At 41.3% G+C, this 23035-nt stretch carries 17 protein-coding genes; 15 read left to right on the plus strand and 2 right to left on the minus strand.

Features of this window, described 5'->3' with window-relative positions; translation table 11 throughout:
• The first annotated feature begins 18 nt into the window (after positions 1 to 18).
• From HXT19_RS01840 to HXT19_RS01880, 9 genes are all read left to right on the plus strand, one after another.
• Positions 19 to 315, plus strand: a complete 297-nt coding sequence (locus HXT19_RS01840; protein ID WP_421780510.1) for a YggT family protein — start codon at positions 19 to 21, stop codon at positions 313 to 315.
• 172 nt (positions 316 to 487) lie between these two features.
• A complete protein-coding gene (locus HXT19_RS01845) occupies positions 488 to 1804 on the plus strand; it encodes a DivIVA domain-containing protein (RefSeq protein WP_004112400.1) in 1317 nt (438 codons plus the stop codon).
• Between the two features lie 48 nt (positions 1805 to 1852).
• The gene (locus tag HXT19_RS01850; protein WP_004112401.1) at positions 1853 to 2347 is read left to right on the plus strand and encodes a signal peptidase II; all 495 of its coding nucleotides are present in this window, start codon (positions 1853 to 1855) and stop codon (positions 2345 to 2347) included.
• Positions 2340 to 3272, plus strand: coding sequence for an RluA family pseudouridine synthase (locus tag HXT19_RS01855; RefSeq protein ID WP_004112404.1), 933 nt, complete (start codon positions 2340 to 2342; stop codon positions 3270 to 3272). The genes HXT19_RS01850 and HXT19_RS01855 overlap by 8 nt, the downstream gene beginning before the upstream one ends.
• Positions 3273 to 3324: 52 nt before the next feature.
• Positions 3325 to 6876 carry a DNA polymerase III subunit alpha gene (gene dnaE, locus HXT19_RS01860; protein ID WP_004115626.1) on the plus strand — a complete coding sequence of 1184 codons (3552 nt, stop codon included), beginning with the start codon at positions 3325 to 3327 and terminating at the stop codon, positions 6874 to 6876.
• A gap of 61 nt (positions 6877 to 6937) precedes the next feature.
• Positions 6938 to 7633, plus strand: a complete 696-nt coding sequence (locus tag HXT19_RS01865) for a hypothetical protein (protein WP_004112409.1) — start codon at positions 6938 to 6940, stop codon at positions 7631 to 7633.
• Between the two features lie 153 nt (positions 7634 to 7786).
• Positions 7787 to 9124, plus strand: coding sequence for a type I glutamate--ammonia ligase (glnA, locus tag HXT19_RS01870; protein ID WP_004112411.1), 1338 nt, complete (start codon positions 7787 to 7789; stop codon positions 9122 to 9124).
• 389 nt (positions 9125 to 9513) lie between these two features.
• Positions 9514 to 10470 carry a nucleoside hydrolase gene (locus HXT19_RS01875; RefSeq protein ID WP_004112414.1) on the plus strand — a complete coding sequence of 319 codons (957 nt, stop codon included), beginning with the start codon at positions 9514 to 9516 and terminating at the stop codon, positions 10468 to 10470.
• Positions 10471 to 10580: 110 nt separating this feature from the next.
• A complete protein-coding gene (locus HXT19_RS01880; protein WP_004112416.1) occupies positions 10581 to 11984 on the plus strand; it encodes an MFS transporter in 1404 nt (467 codons plus the stop codon).
• A 117-nt stretch (positions 11985 to 12101) separates the two neighbouring features.
• On the opposite strand, the gene hrpA is transcribed toward HXT19_RS01880, so the two are convergent.
• Positions 12102 to 16169 carry an ATP-dependent RNA helicase HrpA gene (gene hrpA, locus HXT19_RS01885; protein WP_004112419.1) on the minus strand — a complete coding sequence of 1356 codons (4068 nt, stop codon included), beginning with the start codon at positions 16167 to 16169 and terminating at the stop codon, positions 12102 to 12104.
• A gap of 28 nt (positions 16170 to 16197) precedes the next feature.
• Positions 16198 to 16899: a class I SAM-dependent methyltransferase gene (locus HXT19_RS01890; RefSeq protein ID WP_004116812.1), complete on the minus strand. Its 702-nt coding sequence runs from the start codon at positions 16897 to 16899 to the stop codon at positions 16198 to 16200.
• Positions 16900 to 17068: 169 nt separating this feature from the next.
• Between HXT19_RS01890 and hflX the strand changes: the two genes are divergently transcribed.
• The 6 genes from hflX (at position 17069) to HXT19_RS01920 (ending at position 23023) form a co-directional block, all read left to right on the plus strand.
• Positions 17069 to 18538 carry a GTPase HflX gene (hflX, locus tag HXT19_RS01895; RefSeq protein WP_013399502.1) on the plus strand — a complete coding sequence of 490 codons (1470 nt, stop codon included), beginning with the start codon at positions 17069 to 17071 and terminating at the stop codon, positions 18536 to 18538.
• Between the two features lie 133 nt (positions 18539 to 18671).
• Complete coding sequence (locus HXT19_RS01900) at positions 18672 to 19634, plus strand: L-lactate dehydrogenase (protein WP_004112440.1); 963 nt, start codon at positions 18672 to 18674, stop codon at positions 19632 to 19634.
• 158 nt (positions 19635 to 19792) lie between these two features.
• Positions 19793 to 21139, plus strand: a complete 1347-nt coding sequence (locus HXT19_RS01905) for a SufS family cysteine desulfurase (protein ID WP_101887871.1) — start codon at positions 19793 to 19795, stop codon at positions 21137 to 21139.
• 66 nt (positions 21140 to 21205) lie between these two features.
• Positions 21206 to 21853, plus strand: coding sequence for a Fe-S cluster assembly sulfur transfer protein SufU (gene sufU, locus HXT19_RS01910; RefSeq protein ID WP_004116808.1), 648 nt, complete (start codon positions 21206 to 21208; stop codon positions 21851 to 21853).
• Positions 21854 to 21906: 53 nt separating this feature from the next.
• A complete protein-coding gene (locus HXT19_RS01915; RefSeq protein WP_004115603.1) occupies positions 21907 to 22347 on the plus strand; it encodes a metal-sulfur cluster assembly factor in 441 nt (146 codons plus the stop codon).
• Positions 22348 to 22360: 13 nt separating this feature from the next.
• A complete protein-coding gene (locus HXT19_RS01920; RefSeq protein WP_174142751.1) occupies positions 22361 to 23023 on the plus strand; it encodes an HAD family hydrolase in 663 nt (220 codons plus the stop codon).
• The last annotated feature ends 12 nt before the right edge of the window (positions 23024 to 23035 follow it).

Raw genomic sequence — 23035 nt, forward strand, 5'->3', positions numbered from 1 at the left:
ATTTAAAGGAAAATCTTAATGAATTTTGTAATATGCTTAATACTAATTTTGAATATTTTTATAAACGCTTATCTAGTAATACTGTTTATTCGCGCAGTTTTAGATTGGATTCCGTTTATATTTCGTTCTTTTAAACCAAATGCGATTTTGCAAAAATTCACTCAAATCATATATTTTATGACAGAACCACTTTTAAGATTTGCGCGAAAATTTATACCACCAGCAAGATTAGGTAGCATAAGTTTAGACGTGAGTTTTATGGTAGTGTACTTTTTGTTACTAGTTTTGCAAATGTTTTTGAACATGCTTTACTGATGCTTATTAATCACGATTTTTAATGAAGCGACACGTTAGTTATTAATTTAGAAAAATTTGGTAGATTTCGTAAAAAAATAATCGCTTTTTACACAATTTTTTCTATAGACGTGATAGCATCGAATAGATATATCAAAAGGGCTGCGCGCCCAAAAGTGAGGTGTAATGCATTATGGCTCTGTTAACGCCTAAAGACATTCGCGAGCATACCTTCCAAATCGTTCGATTCAAGGGAGGCTATGATGTTGACGAAGTTGATGACTTTTTGGATCAGGTTACAGAAACAATAGAAGCGCTTGGTCAGCAGGCAGTGCAGGGGCTTGGAGCTTCCACGCAGTCTCTTGGCGCCGATGTTGCTAGCTTGAACAATAAGATTTCTGATTTGACAAAGCAAGTTGAATCTTTAACAAAAGAAAATAATGATTTACGTGAAGCATCCAGCAGCGCGAACAAGAATGACAATGATCTTGCAGCAAAGCTTAAGGAAGCTGAAGAAAATAATCGTGCATTGAGCGAGCAGAATCAGCAGCTTAAAGAGCAGCTGGATGGTTTAGGTGCTCAGGTAGATCAGCTCACAGCACAGGCTGCAAATGCTGATAATGCTAAGGCAGACGCTGATAAGAAAGTTCATGAAGAGCTTGAAAACGTTACTCGCGAACGCGATGACTTTAGAGCAAGTAGCGAGAATTTGGGTCGCGAATTGGAAGAAGTCCGTCAACAGCTTGTTGTAACACAGCAGGAAAATGCAAAGGTTCAGGATTTGTCTCGTCAACTTGAAGAATCTCATAAACGTGAAGAGCAGCTTCGTGAGCAGGTTGCTAAGATGGAGCCAAGCACGGAAACAGGTAGCTTGCAGAAGATTGCAGGTGCCGGTGCAGAAGTGGGCGGTTCTGAGCCAGAACGCGCTACAGCAATGTTGACTCTTGCAATGCAATTGCACGATCAGTATGTAGATAAGGGCAAGGCTAAGGCAACTCAGATAGTCGAAGAAAGCCAAGCTCGATATAACGAGATCGTTACTAAGGCAGACGATTATTCTAATCGTACTCGTAGCGAGGCTGATGAATACAATAAGCAGACTCGTGGAGATGCGGATGATTACTCCGTTCGTACTCGTAGCGATGCAGACGCTTATGCTGCTCGCGCGCACAACGAGGCAGATGCTTATTCTGGTAAGGTTCGTCAGGCTGCAGATGATTATTCTAAGCAAACTCACGATCAGGCTGATCAATATGAGTCTGAAGTTCAGCATAGAGCAGCGGATTACGATTCCACTACTCGTACTGCTGCAGATGCTTACGCTCGCCAGGTGCGTGAGAATCTTGAAAAGCAGACTAAGGTTATTGAAGGAAACATTCAAAGCCTCAAGCAGTTTGAAACTGAGTATCGTACTCGCTTGACTGACTTCCTTGGTCAGCTTGTTGCTCAAGTTTCCGATGAGAACACTTACAGTTCTATGGAAAATCAGGACCAACAGGATCAAAAGTAGTTATACTAAATCCAGTTAGATTGGAAAAATACATTGACGCATTGTGATATGCGTGTAGAACGGCTGCGTAATCGCGCAGCCGTTTTTGCACTGATTGCTTTTATTGGAGTGGTTTTAGACCGCATAACCAAAGTTTGGGCATTAGCAGCGCTTAGTGGAGGAAAAAGCATTGATATTCTTCCACATTTGCTCTCTTTTACTCTTGTTAGGAATCCTGGAGCATCTTTTGGCTTAGGCTCTTCTTTTACTTGGGTTATTAGCGTGTTAGCTTGCGTTGCATGCGCTGCTATGATTGCGGTTATTAAGCACACAAAATCTTTATATTGGACTATTGCGCTTGCTTTAGCTTTTGCTGGAGCTTTTGGAAATCTTATTGATAGAGCGCAATATGCTCAAGGCTTTTTGGACGGAAAAGTCGTAGATTTTATAAACTACGGATGGTCCGTTGGGAATGTTGCAGATATTGAGCTTATGTTTGCAGGAATTGCAGTTATATGCCTTATTTTGATTGGGATTCCTCTTATAGAGCGCGCTGATGAGTGATATTCGTTTTACAGTTACGAGTCAATTTGCTGGATGCAGGTTCGACGTATGTTTGTCGAAACTTATGGGAGTATCGCGTGCAAACGCAATATCGCTAATCGATAGTGGCAAAGCAAAAATCTTAGATAGAAAATCACAAAAATCCTCCACTTTACAAGATGGAGATGTGATTGTTATAAATCAAGAGGAAGTTGATGATCAAAAAGAAAAGTCAACTAGCAAATCCACTATATGCAATATTCCAATAGTTTATAATGATGAAGATATTGTCGTAGTAGATAAGCCTGTTGGAGTTGCAGCGCATTCAGCAAAAGGCTGGGATGGCCCAACAGTGCCAGAATGTCTAGAAGCAAGCGGTGTTGAAATAAAAACAACCGTGTGCGATGAATCACGAAAAGGAATCGTAAGCAGATTAGACGTTGGAACAAGCGGATTAATGTTGGTTTGCAAAACAGATTTTGCGTATGAAGAAATGAAAAAACAGTTCGCAAATCATAGTGTGAAGAAAATATATCACGCTTTAGTCCAAGGAAATCTTAAACAAAATAAAGCTACAATTGATGCACCAATTGGGCGAGCAAAAGTTTCAGATTTTCGTTTTACAATAACTAAATCAGGTAAGCCTGCAATTACGCATTGGGATGTTATAGAGCGTTTTAAGGGAGCGACTTTAGTGAAAGTCAATCTGGAAACTGGCAGAACACACCAAATTCGTGTGCATTTTTCGTCAATAGGACATCCGGTAGTGGGCGATCCTATGTATGGCGCAAATCCTCAATTAAGTGAAAAATTAGGGCTTTCTAGACAGTGGCTTCATGCAATGAGTCTAAAATTTAAGCATCCTCGAACGGGAGAACTTATTAAAGTTGAATCGAAGTATCCGTTAGATTTGCAACACGCTTTACACGCCATACAAGAATTGTAAAAGTAGAGTTATTTAGTAAAACAGGTCATATTGCATCTATAGAATAGCCACTATGGCTAGGTTGGAAACAAACTTCGTACACTTACATAATCACACACATTATTCGCTTTTGGATGGTGCTTCGAAGATACCAGACCTAGTTGCACGTGCAAAAGAATTAGGTATGCCAGCTGTGGCTATTACAGATCACGGAAATATGCATGGTGCATACGAAATGTGGAGTACTGCTGTAAAAGCTGGAATTAAGCCGATTATTGGAATCGAAGCTTATGTGACCCCTGAAACAGCCAGACAAGACAAGAGCAGAGTGCATTGGGGAACTGAAGCGCAAAGAAGCGACGATGTTTCTGGCGGCGGTTTGATTACGCACATGACAATGTGGGCTGAAAATGATGAAGGCTTAACAAATCTACTCAAAGCGTCTTCTATAGCTAATTTAGAAGGTCGCGTAATGCGATACCCTCGAATGGATAAAGATGTGTTATCAAGGTATTCTAAAGGGGTTATAGCGTCTTCTGGATGCCCATCTGGTATTATCCAAACGCGTCTTCGTTTAGGTCAATTTGATGAGGCTTTACGCGCTGCAGGCGAGTTTCAGGATATTTTTGGGCGCGATAATTTCTTTATAGAATTAATGAATCATGGGCTTTCTATCGAAACGCGCGTTACTAAAGATTTGCTTGAGATTGCTAAGCGTCTTAATGCGCCTCTTCTTGCTACAAACGATTTGCATTACGTGCACGAAGAAGATCGCGAAGCGCAAGATGCAATGCTATGCATTAATTCAGGATCGCGCTTGGATGATCCAGACCGTTTTAAGTTTGATGGCTCTGGATACTATTTAAAATCTGCTGAGCAGATGCGTGAATTGTTTAAAGAGTTTCCAGAGGCTTGTGACAATACGCTAGAAATTGCCCGTCGTTGTAACGTTATGTTCGACGATGGTGAAGATGGCGCTTTTATGCCGCAATTTGATTGCCCTGAAGGTTGGGATGAGACTTCGCTATTCCTTAAAAAAGTTGAAGAAGGATTAGAGCGTAGATATAACAACAATGTTCCTATGGAAGTCTTAAAACAAGCAGACTACGAGTGTGGTGTTATATGTCAAATGCAGTTCTGCGGATACTTCCTAGTTGTTGCGGACTACATAAATTGGGCAAAAGCACATGGTGTTATGGTTGGTCCTGGACGTGGTTCTGCAGCAGGCGCAATGGTTGCGTATGCTATGGGAATTACTGAGCTTGACCCAATGAAGCATGGTCTGATTTTTGAACGATTCCTAAACCCAGAGAGAGTATCTTTACCAGATATTGATGTTGACTTTGACCCAGATGGTAGAGCCAAAGTTTTGGAATACGTCGGTGAAAAATATGGAAGAGATAAAGTAGCTCAATGCGTGATTTATGGAACGATTAAAACAAAGCAAGCATTGAAGGATTCAGCTCGAATAATGGGCTACGAGTTTTCCGTTGGAGAAAAAATTACAAAAATTCTGCCTCCTCCAAAAAACGGAAAAGATATGAGTTTCCACGATATTTTTGATGAAAAATCAAAGAGATACGCGGAGGCGCGCGAGTTTCGCGAAATGTATGACACTGATCCAGATACGAAGCGAATTACTGAAGAAGCAAAAGGTATTGAAGGTTTGATTCGCCAAACTGGTGTTCACGCTTGCGCAACAATCATGGGTTCGGAGCCGATTACTGATACTTCGCCTCTTTTGGAGCGTACTGATGGAACAATAACAACAACGTTCGAGTATCATACTTGCGAAACGTTGGGCTTAGTGAAAATGGACTTTTTGGGTCTTTCCAACTTAACAGTTATTAGGGATACGCTTAAAAATGTTGAGCATAATGGTAAAGAGCCTATTGACTACACTAAAATTCCGCTTGACGATAAGGAAACATATCAGCTTCTTGCTAGGGGAGACACTTTAGGAGTCTTCCAGCTTGATTCCGACGGTATGCGTGCCCTTCTGCGCACACTTAAGCCAGATAACTTTAACGATATATCGGCTTTGATTGCACTTTATAGACCAGGTCCTATGGATATGGATTCTCACACTAACTACGCCAAGCGTAAGAATGGTTTACAAGAGATAACGCCTATCCATCCTGAAGTTGCTGAGCCGCTAAAAGATGTTCTTGGAGAAACATATGGTTTGATTGTTTACCAGGAGCAGGTGCAGTCAGCTGCGCGTATTTTAGCTGGGTATAGTCTTGGTAAAGCAGATGTTTTGCGTCGAGCAATGGGTAAAAAGAAGCCAGAAGTGTTGGCTAAAGAAAAAATCCCGTTCTTTAAAGGCATGAAAGAACATGGTTATTCAGAAGAAGCTGCACAAGCTGTTTGGGATGTTCTGGTTCCTTTTTCTGGTTACGCGTTTAACAAGGCTCATTCAGCCGCATACGGTTTGATTTCTTATTGGACTGCGTATTTGAAAACGCATTATCCTGTGGAGTTTATGGCTGCATTGCTTCAAAACGAGCGCACGAATAAAGATAAGACAGCGCTCTACTTGGGTGAAGCTAGACGCATGGGTATTCGTGTTTTGCAGCCAGATATTAACGAGTCTGTTCTTGAATATTCCGCAGTTGGAGATGTAGTTCGTTTTGGACTCGGAGCTGTTAGGAATGTTGGTGATAAAGCCGTTAACGATATTATTAGCGAAAGAGAAAGCGATCGCGGAAAGTTTATTGATTTTAAGGATTTTGTAAACCGTGTATCTTTTGCCGCTTTGAATCGTAGACTTGTCGAATCTCTTATTAAATCTGGTGCTTTCGATTCAATTAATCCTTGTAGAAGAGCTATTTTTGAAATTTGTGAACCACTAATTGACTCTGTTATTTCTATTAAGCGCAGACAGGCAGGTGGTCAGTTTGATCTTTTTGCTGATCTTGATGATTCCGATAGTGATCTTGGAGATGCTCAAATCAACATTCCAGATGTTGAAGAATGGGATAAAAAAACGAAGCTAAACTTTGAGCGAGAAATGCTTGGGCTTTACGTTTCGGATCATCCTTTGAGTGGTCTTTCTGCTGTGTTGGCTGGTCTTAGGGAAATGTCGATTGCTCAGCTTTTAAATCGCGCTAAAACTATGGGCGAAAATCAGCAGGTAACTCTTGCAGGCCTTGTGACTAGCGTAGACAGGCGAGTATCTAAAAAAGGTAATGCTTGGGCGATTGTAACTATTGAAGACATGGAAAGTTCAATACAATGCATGTTCTTTGGTAAGGTCTATGAGTCATCTGCTGCAGAACTTGCGATTGATCAAGTTGTGAGAATTAGGGGACAGGTAGAGGTTCGAGACGAAACAGTGTCTTTAAGAGCAACTGAGTTTGAAGTTCCAAGCTTAGAGGCGGAAGATGCTCAGCCTGTTACAATTGTTCTTCCTTTGCAAGCATTAGAAAAGTCACGTATAAAAGAGCTTGAAAATATTGTTACAAGACATCCTGGTTGTTGCGAAATGAATCTTGCTTTGATTGATTCTAGAGGATGCGCAAAAGTGTTATCGTTTGGAGATAGATTTAGAGTTAAGCGAGATACGTCACTTTTTGCAGAGATCAAAATATTGTTTGGTCCTAATTGTTTGCCAAGCGCGTAGATTATGCTTAAAGTGTTTTTAAGTGGCGTTAACTAGCTGTTTAATAAGTTAGGGGTACAAAATGTGTGCAGATCATGAAGGTTTGAGTGAAGATAGTAGCTACAAAAACTTTGCGAATAATGGGAAAAATTCCAATAATTCTTCTAATTCCAAAGAGTCGAAAGAAGTTCGCACATCTTTTACTGATAAAGAGCTTGAAGATGCGTTACTTGGATTTGAAAAAGAATTTAACGATGAACAAAAACATGATTCTGTCGATGATGTTGTAAACAAAATTGAGCAAGCAAACTTTGAAGAAGATTTGGAAGGTTTGCTGGGTAAAAAAGCCAAGTGTGCTCTGTTTCTAACTGTTATGGAACCAGGGGAGCTTCTTGCTGCTTTTTGTAAAATGGCTGGTATTAGAGCTAAATGTTTTAGTGACGAGAACGGTGGAGTCGCCGTTTTATGCGATTTAGACGAGGATAATCCAGAAAAATCTGTTAAACGATTCACAGAGTATTTTCGCGGTATTCCAGCGATTTTAATGGTGAATCGAGCTAATAAAATTGATGCAAAAGTCTACGAATATAAAAAAGAAGTACAGGATGCTATTCCTCCCATGGTTCTTACCATGTCTGCTAGATGTGTGGAAGATCTTATGATTTGTTATGCGACAGTTGAAGATCTTAAAGAGTCTGGGATTGAGGTTACTTATACGGATGATTTAAGTGATGAGCAAGCTAAAGAGATTTTTTATAAATATGGCAAAAAAATGTGAGCCTAATCTTGCAAATACGCTAAATTAAAAGTAAGTAAATTCATTGCTATATTTCTAAATAAAAACTAAATATAAGAGATAATATAGTCATTGCGTTTTGCTCTAAAAACATGTTGAAAAATATAAGACTTGAATACTGATTGGACTGTAGATATGGATAGACAACAAGAGTTCGCTTTGCGTACGGTTGAAGAGCGTGATGTCCGTTTTATTAGACTATGGTTCACGGATGTACTTGGAACTCTTAAATCGGTTGCTATTGCTCCAGCAGAGCTTGAAGCTGCGTTTGAAGAGGGTATTGGCTTTGATGGGTCTGCGATTGAAGGCATGACTCGCGTTTTAGAAGACGACATGATTGTTAAGCCAGATCCTTCGACTTTCCAACTTTTGCCATGGCATGGCGGCCCAGAGGGTACGGCACGCATGTTTTGTGACGTTTTAACGCCAGACGGGGAGCCGTCTCTTGGAGACCCTCGTCATGTTCTTAAGACTGCGCTCGCAAAAGCTAAAGAAAAAGGCTTTACTTTTTACGTTCATCCAGAAATTGAGTTTTACTTATTTGAAACGCAAGACGATTGGTCTAAAGCACCTGTTCCTATTGATGAAGGTGGGTATTTTGACCATGTTCCAAGAAGTTCGGCAATGGACTTTCGTCGTAGTGCTGTGAGCATGCTTGAACAGATGGGTATTTCTGTTGAGTATTCTCACCACGAAGGTGGCCCTGGTCAAAACGAGATTGACTTAAGATATGCAGACGCTCTTACTACTGCAGATAACATTATGACTTTCCGCACTGTTGTTAAGGAGATTTCTCTTGAGCGCGGAATGTATGCGAGCTTTATGCCTAAGCCTTTAACGGATCAGCCTGGTTCTGGTATGCACACGCATTTAAGCTTGTTTGAAGGAGATTCCAACGCTTTCTACGAGGCTGGGCAAGAGTTTAATATGTCGCTTATTGCGCGCCAATTTGCGGCTGGTATTTTGCATCATGCTGCGGAAATTTGCGCTGTTACCGATCAGTATGTGAACTCTTATAAGCGCTTGTGGGGTGGAGCGGAAGCGCCTAGCTATGTTTGCTGGGGTCATAGTAACCGTTCTGCGCTTTTGCGTGTGCCTCAATATAAGCCAGGCAAAGGTAATTCTTGCCGTATGGAGTTTCGCGCGCTCGACCCTGTGGCGAATCCGTATCTTGCATACTCTGTTTTGTTGGCTGCTGGTTTAGATGGTATTGAAAAGCAGATGATTTTATGTGAGCCTACGAGCGATGACGTTTGGGAGCTTACGGATGCTGAACGTCAGGCTATGGGTATTCAGCCACTTCCTGAGTCTTTGGATGAGGCTTTGAAGATTATGGAGAAGTCTGATTTTGTGGCTAGCGTACTTGGTGAGCATGCTTTTGAGTATTTCTTGCGTAATAAGCATCAGGAATGGGAAGAGTATCGTCGTCAGGTCACTCCTTTTGAATTGCAGAAGTATTTGCCTAGACTTTAGTTTTCTTTTGCATTGCTTTCGCGCGTGTCAAATCTAAATTTTTGGATATTTTTCAAATGTTATTATTTGTGATTGTTGACACGCGTTTTAATTTTTTGTATTCATATGTTTAGTTTATGGCTGAGCTCACAGCTATAATCTAAACATATGTTTATATATATTAACGTTTGTTGAAAATTATAACATTTTATAACAAAATTCGTGAATATTAACAATTAAAGCAACATTATGCCTTCTTGCTTCTATTTAAATATGCCATTGCTTTTCGAGATTATAATAATAAAATTTTTAAATTGGTGATACTTAAATATCAAGTTAGATATTCAATTACACCCATGATTTACAACGACTGTAAGCCATGCCTAAATATAAGAAGGAAGGTAACTCAAGTGAAGAAGCTGATTCTTGATCTTGATACTGGTGTTGACGATACTCTCGCTATATCTTATGCTCTTGGAAGTCCTGAAATGGAGCTTATTGGCATAACTGGCACATACGGTAATGTTTTAATGGAGCAAGGTGTTCGTAACGCGCTTGCAATCACAGATTTACTTGGGCATCCAGAAGTAAAAGTTTATAAAGGTCTTTCACACGCAAGCACAAAAGATTCGTTTGAAGTGCTTCCAATATCTGCTTTTATTCATGGTGACAATGGAATTGGCGATGTTGAAATTCCAGATTCTCCTCGCAAAGCAGAAGATGAATCCGCTGTTGATTTCATTATTGATTCCGTAAAGAAATATGGCAAGGACTTAGTGTATGTTCCAACCGGTCCAATGACCAATATTGCTGCTGCATTGAAGAAAGCTCCAGAAATCAAAGACGAAATCGGAAAGATTGTTTTGATGGGTGGCGCGCTCACCATTCATGGAAACGTAAACGCTTGGACTGAGGCGAATATTTCCCAAGATCCAGATGCTGCAGATATTCTATTCCGTTCTGGTGCTCCAGTGACAATGATTGGTTTGGATGTTACCTTACAGACTTTGCTTACTTACAAGGAGACAAAGCAATGGCGTGATCTTAACACCAAGGCTGGCAAGTTCCTTGCAGATATGACTGATTTTTACATCAAAGCTTATGAAACCACTGCTCCGCACCTTGGTGGATGTGGTTTGCATGATCCTTTGGCTGTTGCTGTTGCAGTTGATCCAACGCTTGTTACAACGCTTCCAATTAACATGCAGGTTGATGTGGAAGGTCCAACTCGCGGTCGTACCATCGGTGATGTTACGCGCTTGAATGACCCTGTTAAGACAATGCAAGTTGCTGTTGGTGTAGACGTTCCACGATTCTTGAACGAGTTTATGACGCGTATTTCTGGTTTGGCAAAAATCGCTGGCTGAGATCATATTGTTTGTGTTGCGCAACATTTTGCGACCTTCTACGCTTCTTGTTGCACAACATGCTTTATGCGTAAATGTAAAAATTAAAAATATTTATTGATCGGATTATTATGACTGAAATTGCAAAATCTACTGCGGTAGATCCATACGAGGATCCAAAAACCCGCGACAAAGTGGCGATTTACTCGCTGATTTTGTTGCTTATAACCTTTATTCTTGGAACATTATGTTTGCAGGGATTTAATCTTGTATTCGACCAGATTGGCAAGGCTGTTGGTGCCCCTGATCAAGCTTCGCTTATTACAAGCTTGCCAATTATTGTTCTAGGTATCGTGTGCTTTATATACGGTTCTCTAGGTGACTTTGTTTCTCTTCGCAGACTTATAACAATCGGTCTTGTAACACTGTTTGTTGGTTCCTTGTTTGGTTTTATTGCAAACTTCTTCTTTACTCCAAATTTGTGGACTGTTATTATTGCTCGCATTATGCAAACTGCTGGTGAACAGGTAGCAGGTTCTTCCTTCCTTGTTATTGCAACTAAGTATTTGCGCAATGATTTGAAAGTTATTTTCTTTGGACTCTTTACTGCCGCATATCAGCTTTCTGCTTCTATCGGCGTATTTGCTGCTGGTGCTCTTAGCTCTATTGCTTGGCAATATTTGTTCCTTATTCCTGCGATAACCATTCTGTTCTTGCCAGTACTCGTTAAATGCTTACCGACTAAGAATGGTATTGGTGGAAAGATTGATAAACTCGGCTTTACCATATTCGGTATTGCTGTGACATTGTTGACTTTGTTCTTCTCTTACAAAGTTTGGGGATTGTTACTTGGATCCATCGTCCTGTTTGTTGTGTTCGCTGGATACATTATGAAGGCAAAGAACCCGTTTGTGACTCCTGCATTCTTTAAGAATAAGCGTTGGCTTTCGGGCATTGTTTTGATATTCATCTTCTACTTTACTAACTATTGCATGCCTCCAATTTACAATGTAATTGGCGGTGCTTTATACAAGATGGATACTTCTCAGGTTTCTTCTTACCTTGTATGGGCATTCGTCGTAGCAGCAGTGTTTGGCACTTGCTCTGGAACAATCATCGGTTTCATTGGACGTAAAGCTGGTATTATTACAGCTGCTGTTCTTATGATTCTTGGATGGGTTGGTGCTGCTGTATTCATCAATTCTGGGTTCCTTACATTAACACTGTGCGCATGCGTTTACTACGCTGGGTGCGGACTTATGTATTCGCCAATCGTTTCTACTGTTCTTAGCGCATTGCCTGTTGAAGAGTCTGGTCGTGGCTGCGGTATGAACGATTTGGTTATGAACGTTACAGCTTCTATTGGTATTTCTATTTTCAGCGGATTCTTTGCTGGAAATCTGTTCAAAGGATTCTCCTTTGCGAATATTCAAGGATTAGCTGCAGGATACTCAAACTTGCTTATGATGGGCGCTATTGTAGCCTTCATAGGTTTGGTGGTTTACATAGTTCGTAGCGTTATGGTTAAAGAGTAATTAATCTTTACCCAATATATTAGTGGTCACTATCTTGCAGTCATCTTTGGCTGCGTGGATAGTGACCACTTTTTGTAGTCTTATGCCGCGCATTTTTACGCTAACATAGTTTTTACGCTAACATAGTTTTTTCATACGCTGAATACTAATCGGGTATGCTGTTCCAAGTTCTTGTGCCCAAAGAGAAACATAGAATTCTTCGCACATCCACTTTAGTTTTTGAGCTTTTTCTTGAGCCTCATCTCTATTAGGTCCAGCAGGCAAGCTTTCTGCTCTATTTTGAGCTTCTAGCACAAGCTTATGAGCTTCATCTGCTTGCCAAGCCCATCGTACATCTCTATCCTTATTTGTTTTAGCTTTATCAAGTCTAATTAAATCAGCATGCAAGTAGCGTTCTATTGAACTAAGTGCGCTAGAATCTGCTTTTGCAATAAATCCAGGAAAAACAAGTGAGGCTGCGTGTTCTCTAATCGATTGAAGAACGCTAAGCATTGGCAAGTCGGCTTTGCCGCCAACAGCAGTGCTAACTTTAGCAAAACGCTTCAAAATAGCAATCACATCGTGCGCAATACCATAAACTGTATCTTCGTATACTTCGGCAATATTTCCAACAGCTTCCTTAAGCTCAACATCGTTAGTAATTTTTTGTGTATCTGGTATAAGTCGCTTAATAGCTGCCATTTGCAAATCTTGGGCCAAATCTTTAGAAGACTTATAAGGTGCAGAAGCAAGTATCAGAGCCTCACTTCCGAGCCATCTAGATGTAATACGTTTATCATCTAAAATAAGCATATTGAGCGCGCCCTGCCAAACCATTTGAGATCTAGAAAGATTAGTTGCACCAGACTTGTGTAACAAATCTGCTCTCTCAACAACATTTCCAGCTTGTGCAGCTTTAATCGCTTTGCTATTAACAACATTTAATGCACACTCTTGAGCTGATTTTGCAAAGCGATGCTGAAGACTTATTAGCGATTTATCTGTTCCTAAAACAGTAGGCTTAATGCGCTTTTTGCTTTGATTATGGGAATTGTTTGATTTATTTTGATTAGCTTTCTTTTGCTCAACGCTAAAAGTTATACGCAAATAAGGAGATAGCCGTTGCAACTGTTCATCGCTTAAAACTTCTGGGTGGATTTGTGCTCCAACAACACTAATCGCAGCTTTAGTAAAGACTTCGCTAAAATCTTGCCAAATAAAATCTTCTTGTGGATTTTCGTTTATTCCTGGAAGATAGTCATAATTGTCATCTATCCACTCACGGATTTTACGAGCAGTATCTGGAGCTGGAACGAATTGTACGCGCAAAGTCTTAGGAAGAGACTTAATCATGCCAATAATAAGCTCGTCTAATAAGCCTGGCACATTCCAAGTAAACTCTTGAGGTTTAAGTCGCAAAAGCGCATGAAGTGGAACGTGTACAGTTACACCATCTAAAGGATCATGCGGATCATAAATGTAGCTTAAACGCAAGTTGATTTTCTGACCGTCTGTTCCAATCGTATGCCAAGTATCTGGGTAATCTGCCAAATCAGTGTCATTTGCGTATTGCAAGCGCTCAACACAATCTGGGTTAAAATCAAGAAAATGCGGGTCTTGGAGCCTGTAATTTTTCCACCATTTAGCTAAATCTGCAATAGTCGTAGCTTCTTGAGGAAGTTTATTATCGTAAAAAGTAAACAAATCCTCGTCGTTTACAGTTTCGCTTGCCTGTCTAGTGCGATTTGTTTGATTATCGGCATCGTTTAAAATGTTAATATTTGAGGAGATAAAATCGTTGAATGGAAAACGCTGTTGAACGTTTCCTTCGACTAAGCCTTGACGAATCATTAACATTCGAGATTCGTAAGGGTTGATTTTAGACCATTGAACAGTGCGATTTTGCACAATAGGCAAGCCGTACAAAAGCACCTTCGATTGGGCGATTGCTGCACCTTTGCTTGCGCTCCAATGAGCATCTGAATATGTTACGCGAGTAAGATTCTTAGCTAAAGACTCTGCCCAAGCAGGGTCGATTTGCGCGCAATACCTTGCCCAAAGTCTAGAAGTTTCAACTAATTCCGTACACATAATCCAAGAAGGAGTTGTTTTAGAAACAGATGAAGCTGGAAAGATTGCAAACCTTGTGCTTCTAGCACCCTGATAATCGTTTTTTGCCATTTTTTGAGCGCGCTTAATAGCGCGAATTTTGGCTGTTCCGCGAAGACCTGCAAAATCCGAAGCCTTAGGCTCGCGAATAACTTGCATGCCAATCATAGAAAGCAAGCCAGAAAGCATAGAAGCGTGGATTCCTTGGTAATCCCAAGTGCAGCAAAGACTGTGAGCAGCTTGCTGATTATTTGGTAATTGGCGGATTTGCAAAGGTGCGCGTTTAAGTGGTAATGCTTCGCCAACATTATAATGAAGTTCTTTGCATAAATCTTTAAGCTGATTAACTAAATCTTTCCACTGTTTTAGGCGTAAAAAGTGGAAAAATTCCTCTTTGCAAAGTCGCCTTAGCGCGTTATTGCTTATTTCGCCATCCGCTTGGAATATGCGATCCCAAATATTCAATGCCGTTAAAAAGTCACTTAACTCGTCTGCATAACGATTGTGTAATCTATCTGCTTCATCGCGTTTATCTTCCGGACGTTCGCGCGGATCTTGCAAACTCAAAAACGCCACAATTACCAGCACAGCAGCAAGAGTATTAGGAGTGGTTTTACGCGCAGCTTCAATAATCATGCGTCCTAAACGAATGTCAATCGGTAGTTTAGAAAGCTCGCGTCCAATATGAGTTAAAGTGATGAAGCCTGATTTTCTGCTTATTGCACCAAGTTCACTAAGCTCGTTAAAGCCGTCGCTTACAGCCTTAATATCTGGAGGATCAATGAATCCAAAATTCGTTATATCTTCGCCAGTTTTAGCAACACCAACAGAGAGCATGTGTAAAACAACAGCGCCGAGTGAAGTGCGTAAAATCTCGGGGTCGGTAAAGCGCGGGCGAGTTTCGTAATCTTCCCTAGAATACAAGCGAATAGCAATGCCATCTGCAATTCGCCCACAACGACCAGAGCGCTGATCTGCACTTGCTTGAGAAATAGGTTCTATAGGAAGACGCTGAACTTTAGCAGACTTAGAATATCTAGAAATTCTAGCAAAACCAGGGTCTACAACGTAGCGAATCGAAGGCACTGTAAGAGAAGTTTCTGCAACATTAGTGGCGATTACAATGCGCTGATGTGTGTGGTGTTCAAAAACGCGATGCTGGTCTTTAGAAGAAAGACGTGCAAAAAGTGGAACAATCTCAATGGCGTCACTACGATTCATGTCGCTTGCACGCGCACCGAAATAAGAACGCAACGATGCTTCAAATTCTCGAATATCGCGCTCGCCAGAAGCAAAAACCATAATATCGCGCGCGCCTTGAGTGTGGTTTGAATGAATCACAAGTTGCGCGCATGCGCGAGTTACAGCAGAAGCAATGTCTTCGTCGCAAATATCGCCGCTTTCCGAAAGACTTTGGCTTTGCGCAACGCTTTCATCATCCATAGCAATATCGGCAAAACCTGGAACGTGCCTCATAAGTGAAGGCGCGCTTCCAAGCGGCTCGTAAAGTACGCGCACGGGGTATGTTCGCCCCGAAACCTCTATAACAGGCACCTTAATGTGCAGCGCTTGCTCAAAATGGTCTTTAAATTTTGCAGAATCTATTGTTGCAGAAGTGATAATAAGTTTTAAGTCTTTGCGCTTTGGCAAAAGAGTTGTTAAATATCCAAGCAAAAAATCAATATTTAGGCTACGCTCGTGAGCTTCATCAATGATAATAGTGTCATAGCGCGTAAGAAGTGGATCGCGTTGAATTTGAGCGAGTAGAATACCATCCGTAACTATCCGAAGCTTTGTTTTAGATGAGCTTTCGTCGTTAAAACGTACCTGATAGCCGATTTCTTCGCCAAGCTTAACACCCATTTCGCTTGCGATTCGTTCGGCAACTGTGCGCGCAGCAAGTCGTCGAGGTTGTGTGTGAACAATTTGCTTTCCGCGACCACCTCTGCCAAGTTCCAAAGCCATTTTTGGGATTTGAGTGGTTTTGCCAGAACCAGTTTGACCAGATACGATTATAACCTGCGACTCTTTAATGGCTTCAATAATCTGGTCGTGTGCAGCACAAATCGGCAGTTCACTAGGATAGTCAAAGTTCATATTCAATCCTGTTAAATTTTGCTAAATCTTATTTTCTTAAAACTTCTATAATCCTGTATCCCTTAGAGCTTGCGTATTTTTCAACGCTAAAATCTTCCCCAAGAGTTTTAGAAAGCCAAGTGATTAAGGAATCGGAGCCAAGATTTTTTTGAACAACTAAATAAGCAGCTCCACCAACTTTTAGGCGAGGAAGCCAGGTGATCAAAATATTGTGCAAAACGTCTTTTCCAACGCGGATTGGAGGATTAGACCAAATAAGATCAATGTCTTTTAGCGCATCTTCTTTTAATGCATCTTCTACAAGATAAGTGTGAATGTTGTTTAATCCAGCATTCTTGGCATTAATATCAGTAAGATCTAGAGCACGTTCATTAACATCTACAGCATAAATTTGCGCATTAGGGGATTCAAAACCTAAAGCCAAACTAATAGCACCCCAGCCGCAACCGATGTCGAAAAATCGCCCATTTTCTGGAGGCTGTGGAGCGTGTTTAAGTAGAACTGCAGTGCCTAAATCAAGCTTAGAGGAGCTAAAAACTCCATTAGAAACCTGCACGCTAACCTCGTGACCGCGCAAATCAACATGCAAAGTTCGTCTTAAGTCTAAAGAGTTTGGATTAGCGGAAAAATACTGTTCGCCGCCAGTTTTAGCTTCTTTAGTATTTTTGTTTGTTTTAGTAGCATTAATGCTGCTCGTCTTTTTAGTTTTATTAAAAGTGTTAATAGCCATTTTAGTGTTGCGTTAAAAATTATGTCTTCTAGATTCACAATAATAAAACAAACGTTGTAAATCGTGTATTAACAGGGGATTTAGCGTTAGTAGTTAAAGCAAAATAGCAAAGGGCATAGTTTTGGTAGATACTTTAGCAAACAGCAATTTGGCGAGTGGTGATAATAATATGCCTGAGCATAAAAATGAGCATAAAGACGTTCTTTCAGGACATTCCGAAGTACTACTAGATTCCACAAACACTGGATCAAGCCTAGAAAGTAACGATGAAGCTTGGCAAGAGCGCGAATCAAGAAACGCCTTAAAACGAGTTGCGGGTCTTGGAGAATTACAAGACGTAACCGAAGTAGAATACAGAAAACTAAGACTAGAACGCGTTGTTTTAGTAGGAGTATGGTCTAGCGCTCGCGGAACTTTAAGCCAAGCAGAAGAGTCCCTTAGAGAGTTGGCGGCGCTTGCTAAAACAGCTGGCGCAGTAGTATGCGACGGCATGTTGCAGCAAAGATACAGACCAGATGCAGCAACGTATGTTGGTTCTGGAAAAGCGCGTGAACTTGCAGCGGTTGTGGCGCAAAATGATGCGGATACGATTGTGGTAGACGACGATCTTCCACCAAGCCAAAGAAGAGCTTTGGAAGATGCCACTAAAGTCAAGGTTGTAGACAGAACGGCTGTTATTCTAGACATTTTCGCTCAGCATGCAACAAGTAGGGAAGGAAAGGCACAAGTCGAGCTTGCTCAGCTTCAATACATGCTTCCGCGACTTAGAGGTTGGGGTGCTGCTCTTTCTAGGCAGGCTGGTGGTCGCGCTGCAGGAGATGCAGGAATAGGCTCTAGAGGCCCTGGAGAAACAAAAATCGAAATGGATAGGCGCGCAATTAGGAATCGAATTTCAAAATTGCGTCACGACATTGCACTAATGGCACCAACTCGCGAGACAAAGCGCGGATCTAGGCGTCGTCAAGATATTCCAACTGTTGCAGTAGTAGGGTATACAAATGCTGGAAAATCTTCGATTATAAACAGACTTACAGGATCTAAAGAACTTGTAGAAAACGCGCTTTTTGCAACTTTGGATACTGCTGTTCGAAAATCTTTAACTAAAGATGGTCGCGCTTATACACTTGTAGACACTGTTGGCTTCGTTAGAAGGCTGCCTACTCAGCTAGTAGAAGCGTTTAAATCAACTTTGGAAGAAGTTGGTAATGCAGATGTAATTTTGCACGTAGTTGACGGTTCTCACCCAGACCCTGTTTCTCAAATTGAGGCAGTTAACGAGGTTTTAGCTCAAATTGACGGTGTGGAAGATATAGCGCAAATTATTGCTTTTAATAAGTCGGATGTTATGCAAGAACCAATGCGTTTACGCTTGCAATCGTTGTATCCTGATTCTTTAATTGTGTCTGCTGCAAGTGGAACAAATATTGACCGTTTAAGAACGCGTATAGAAAATTTGTTACCTTCACCACATGTTCATGTTAAAGTTACATTGCCTTATAGCGATTATTCTGGGTCTTTGCTATCTAGAGTTAGGGAAAACGGTATTGTAAAATCCGCGGAATATAAGGATTCTGGTGTAGAATTAGATGCTTTTGTTGGCGATTCTTTGGCTGCAAAACTTATGCAAATTGCACTTTAAACAAAATTCCGGTGGTGTGATTAAAGTAAAAACTGTTTATACACATATAGCTCTTAATGTGAGAGCAGCCCTTGTATTTTTCTATTTATAAGTTATAAGGGTCGACTCGGTTTGTGGAAAAGGGGTTTTTCTAATGGTGAGTTCTCAGGTTAAGCCAACTAAGCTTGCGATTATTGGTGCTGGTGCAGTAGGTTCCACGCTTGCGTTTGCTGCAGCTCAGCGCGGTGTTGCTCGTGAAATTGTGCTTGAGGATATCGCTAAGGAACGTGTTGAGGCAGAAGTGCTCGATATGCAGCATGGTTCTAGCTTCTATCCAGCCGTTTCTATTGATGGCTCAGATGACGTTGAAATCTGCCGTGACGCAGACATGGTTGTTATTACTGCTGGTGCTCGTCAAAAGCCTGGTCAGACTCGCTTGGAGCTTGCAGGTGCAACCATCAACATTATGAAGTCGATTATTCCTAATGTTGTGAAGGTCGCTCCAAACGCTATCTACATGCTTATTACAAATCCTGTGGATGTTGTTACGCATGTTTCTATGAAGCTTTCTGGTCTTCCTGCTAATCAAATGTTTGGATCTGGTACAAACCTTGATTCTGCACGTTTGCGCTTCCTTATTGCGCAGCAAACTGGTGTGAATGTTAAGAATGTTCACGCTTATATTGCTGGCGAGCATGGCGATTCCGAAGTTCCTCTTTGGGCTTCTGCAACTATTGGTGGTGTTCCAATGTGCGAGTGGAATGCTCTTCCAGGTCATGAGCCATTGGATGAAGCTAAGCGCGAAGAGATTCATCAAGAAGTTAAGAACGCAGCTTACAAGATTATTAACGGTAAGGGCGCTACAAACTACGCTATCGCTATGTCTGGTGTTGATATTGTTGAAGCCGTTCTTCGCGATACTAACCGCATTTTGCCAGTATCTTCTCTTCTTGACGATTTCCATGGAATCTCAGACGTCTGCATGTCCGTTCCAACTTTGTTGAACCGTAATGGCGTAAACTCTCGCTTGAACACTCCAGTTTCGGATCGCGAGCTTGCTGCTTTGAAGCGTTCTGCGGAAACTCTTCGTCAGGCTGCTGCAGAGTTTGGATTCTAATTAATATTAGCTGTTCATAAAACGCTAATTATTAAAATTTAAATTTTGAAAGTCGTTCCTTCAATCTTTGTTTTGGGGGAGCGACTTTTAAATTATGAACAAGATTTATAAAATTTGATTGTATAGGTTGTATAAATTTGCTTAAAAGGGGATTTTGAATGTTTAATCATAAAAATCTTGAGACAGATACTGTGTTAATGCACAAGTTTGAAGATTTGAGATCTCAATTTCCAATTTTAAGTCGCAAAGTACATTCAAAACCCTTGATTTACTTAGATTCTGCAGCTACTGCTCAAAAGCCGCAGGTTGTAATCGATGCAGAGAGCGAATTTTATAAGACTATTAATGCTGGCGTGCATAGGGGGGCGCACGAGTTGGCGGCGCTTTCGACAGTTGCCTTTGAAGAAGCGCGTGCAAAAGTTGCAAAACTCGTTGGTGCTTGTAGTGAAGAAGGAAACGAAGAGATTATTGTTACGCCTGGTGCTACGGGCGCTCTAAATCTTCTTGCCACTTCTATTGGGAACGCTACGATTAACGCTAGATTAAATCGCACTGGTTTTGCTGAAGATAACTTAACTTTGCGCAAGCATTTTGTGATTAATGAGGGAGATAATATTGTTGTTTCTCGCTCAGACCATCATTCTGTTTTGTTGCCGTTCCAAGAGCTTGCGATTCGATTGGGTGCAGAGCTTCGCTGGATCGATGTAAGTGAAGATGGTCGAGTGCGGGCGGACGCGGATTATTTGAGCACGATTGTTGACGAGCGCACGAAAATCGTTGCAGTTACGCATATTAGCAATGTTACTGGCGCTATTACGGACGTTTCGCCGATTTGTAAGCGTGCGCATGAGGTTGGTGCAATTTTTGTTCTTGACGCATGCCAGTCTGTTCCGCATATTCCAGTTGATTTTCATGCGCTAGATGTTGATTTTGCAGCTTTTAGCGCGCATAAAATGTACGGCCCTACGGGCGTTGGGTTCTTGTATGGACGCCGCAATCTTTTGAACAGTCTTCCACCAGCCAATTTTGGTGGATCTATGGTGGAGCTTGCGTGGCTTAACAAGCCAGCGCAATATATGCAAGCGCCTTACCGTTTTGAGGCGGGAACTCAGCCAGTTGCACAAATGGTTGCTGCAGGAGTAGCTGCGGATTGGCTGCGCGCATTGGGCATGAACCGAGTTGCAGAGCACGAGCAGGAACTTGCTGCAGAATTGTTGAAATTGCAGGATGTTCCGGGCGTTCGCGTGCTTGGGCCGCTTGATTTAAACAACCGTATTGCAACGGTTTCTTTTGAGGTTGAAGGCGTGCATCCGCATGACGTTGGCCAGTTTTTGGATGCGCAAGGAATTGCGATTCGCGTTGGACATCATTGTGCTCAGCCGATTCATCGCCATTTTGGCGTGTATGCTTCAAATCGCGCGTCTGTTGGAGTTTATAACACAATCGAAGAAGCTCGCGCGCTTGTGGAAGCTGTTTCCCATGTTCGCGCATACTTTGGTGCATAGTATTGTCAAATAAAATTCAAATAGAATTCAAATAAAATACTGTTTAATAACAAATAAGGAGAGCATATGTTTGATATGAGTGTTGACGACGGTAGTGGCTTAGAAAGCATGTATCAAGAAGTGATTTTAGATGCTGCTAGAAATCCGCACGGAAAAACACATTTTTCAAACACAGAAAGTCTTTCTAAAGCAGAAGAGCAGGAAGAGAAAGTTGAGGAGGCTTCGGATAAGTCGCCAGCAACCGATGAGTTAAAAAACAATTCTAATATAACAATTACAAATCATCATGAAAATTGTGCTGTAGAAGCTAATAAAAATTACGCATTAGGAAAATCTCATCAATTTAACCCAACTTGTGGAGATGAGGTTACGATGCATGTGGAACTCGCTAAAAACGTTGACAATTCAAGCAATGCGCTTGTTAAAAGTATTAAGTGGGATGGCCATGGTTGCTCAATTTCGCAAGCTAGTCTTTCGATTATGGTTGATTTGGTTGAGGGAAAAACTGTTGCGGATGCCTTGCGATTAGCCGCGCTTTTCCACAAGCTTATGGAATCTAGGGGAGCGGGATTAGAAAACGAGCAAGACGAAGATGAGTTGGAAGATGCAATGGTTTTTCAAGGCGTTTCTAAATATCCAATGCGAATAAAGTGCGCATTGCTTGCATGGGAAGGCTTAAAAGACGGTATTGCAAAGGCTATTGAGGCTTTATAAAATCGTATGTGGCTTTATAAAATCGCAGTGTAACACTAAAAATAAGGAATATTATGGCAGAAAATCAAGCTCAATCTCAGATCAACGTAAATAGCATCGGTCGCGTAACTGAGGAAGACATTCAGGATGCTTTGCATGATGTTGTAGACCCAGAGCTTGGAATTGACGTAGTTGATTTAGGTTTAGTTTACGGGATTGAAATTGATGAGCTTGGACGCGCGATTATTACGATGACGCTTACAACGCCTGCTTGCCCGCTTACGGATTTGATTGAAGACGAGTGCGCGAGTGCGCTTGTTGGATTAGTTGATGAATTTCGTATTGATTGGACTTGGAAACCGCGTTGGAGTGTTGAAAATATTACGGAAGATGGGCGCGCGCAGCTTGAGGCGCTCGGCTATAATTTGAACAATTTGCCTGCTAGCTTTGGTGCTGGAATTGGTGCTGGTGCTGGAATGTCGTCCTATGCCGGAGGAATTTCGCCAACTGAATAATTTAGGATTTGTAATGATTTGCACAGAAGATGTTTCGCCTAATCGCAATGATTGCAAGAATAGTTGTGATTATTGCGATTTATGCGCGCAAAAAATTATTGAAAACGGCATAACAGATGTTGTTTTTGACTTGCATCTTCTTGTTGATTGGGATGCGCGTCGCACGTTGGAATCGTATTACCCAGATTATATTGGCGAGGTGCTGTTTAGCTATGAGCCAGAATGGGGTTTTGAGTTTCACGAGGCTTTGCGTGAATCAGGATGGAGCATTGAGCGTGCGCTTGAATCGTTTAGTGAGCATCATGGTCCTGCCGTAACTTGGCTTTATCGCTTGTATTTTGAGAATTTTTTACACGGATTTTTAGGGGAGCGAGAGCGTTTTGCGGCTGTTGCTCGCGATTTAATTGCAAAAGATGTGCGCGTTTGGGCGTTTGGAAATGCTTCACAAGAGTGGGTTGATTGCGCGCGCACAACTTGCCCAATACTTGGCGAGATAAATGGCGTTAGCGCATCTTATGAATATCATTTGCGCAAGCCGAATATTATGATTTATCGAGATTTTTTGAGCAAAAATGGTTTGAGCGCATCTTCTACTGTTTTTGTTGAATCGGATTTGCGTAGTTTAAAAACTGCACAAAGAATTGAGTGTGCATCTACAAAATTATTCATGCTGTAATAAAACTATTCA

It is taken from the genome of Gardnerella sp. DNF00038 (genome assembly GCF_049262855.1).
Taxonomy (GTDB): Bacteria; Actinomycetota; Actinomycetes; order Actinomycetales; family Bifidobacteriaceae; genus Bifidobacterium; species Bifidobacterium vaginale.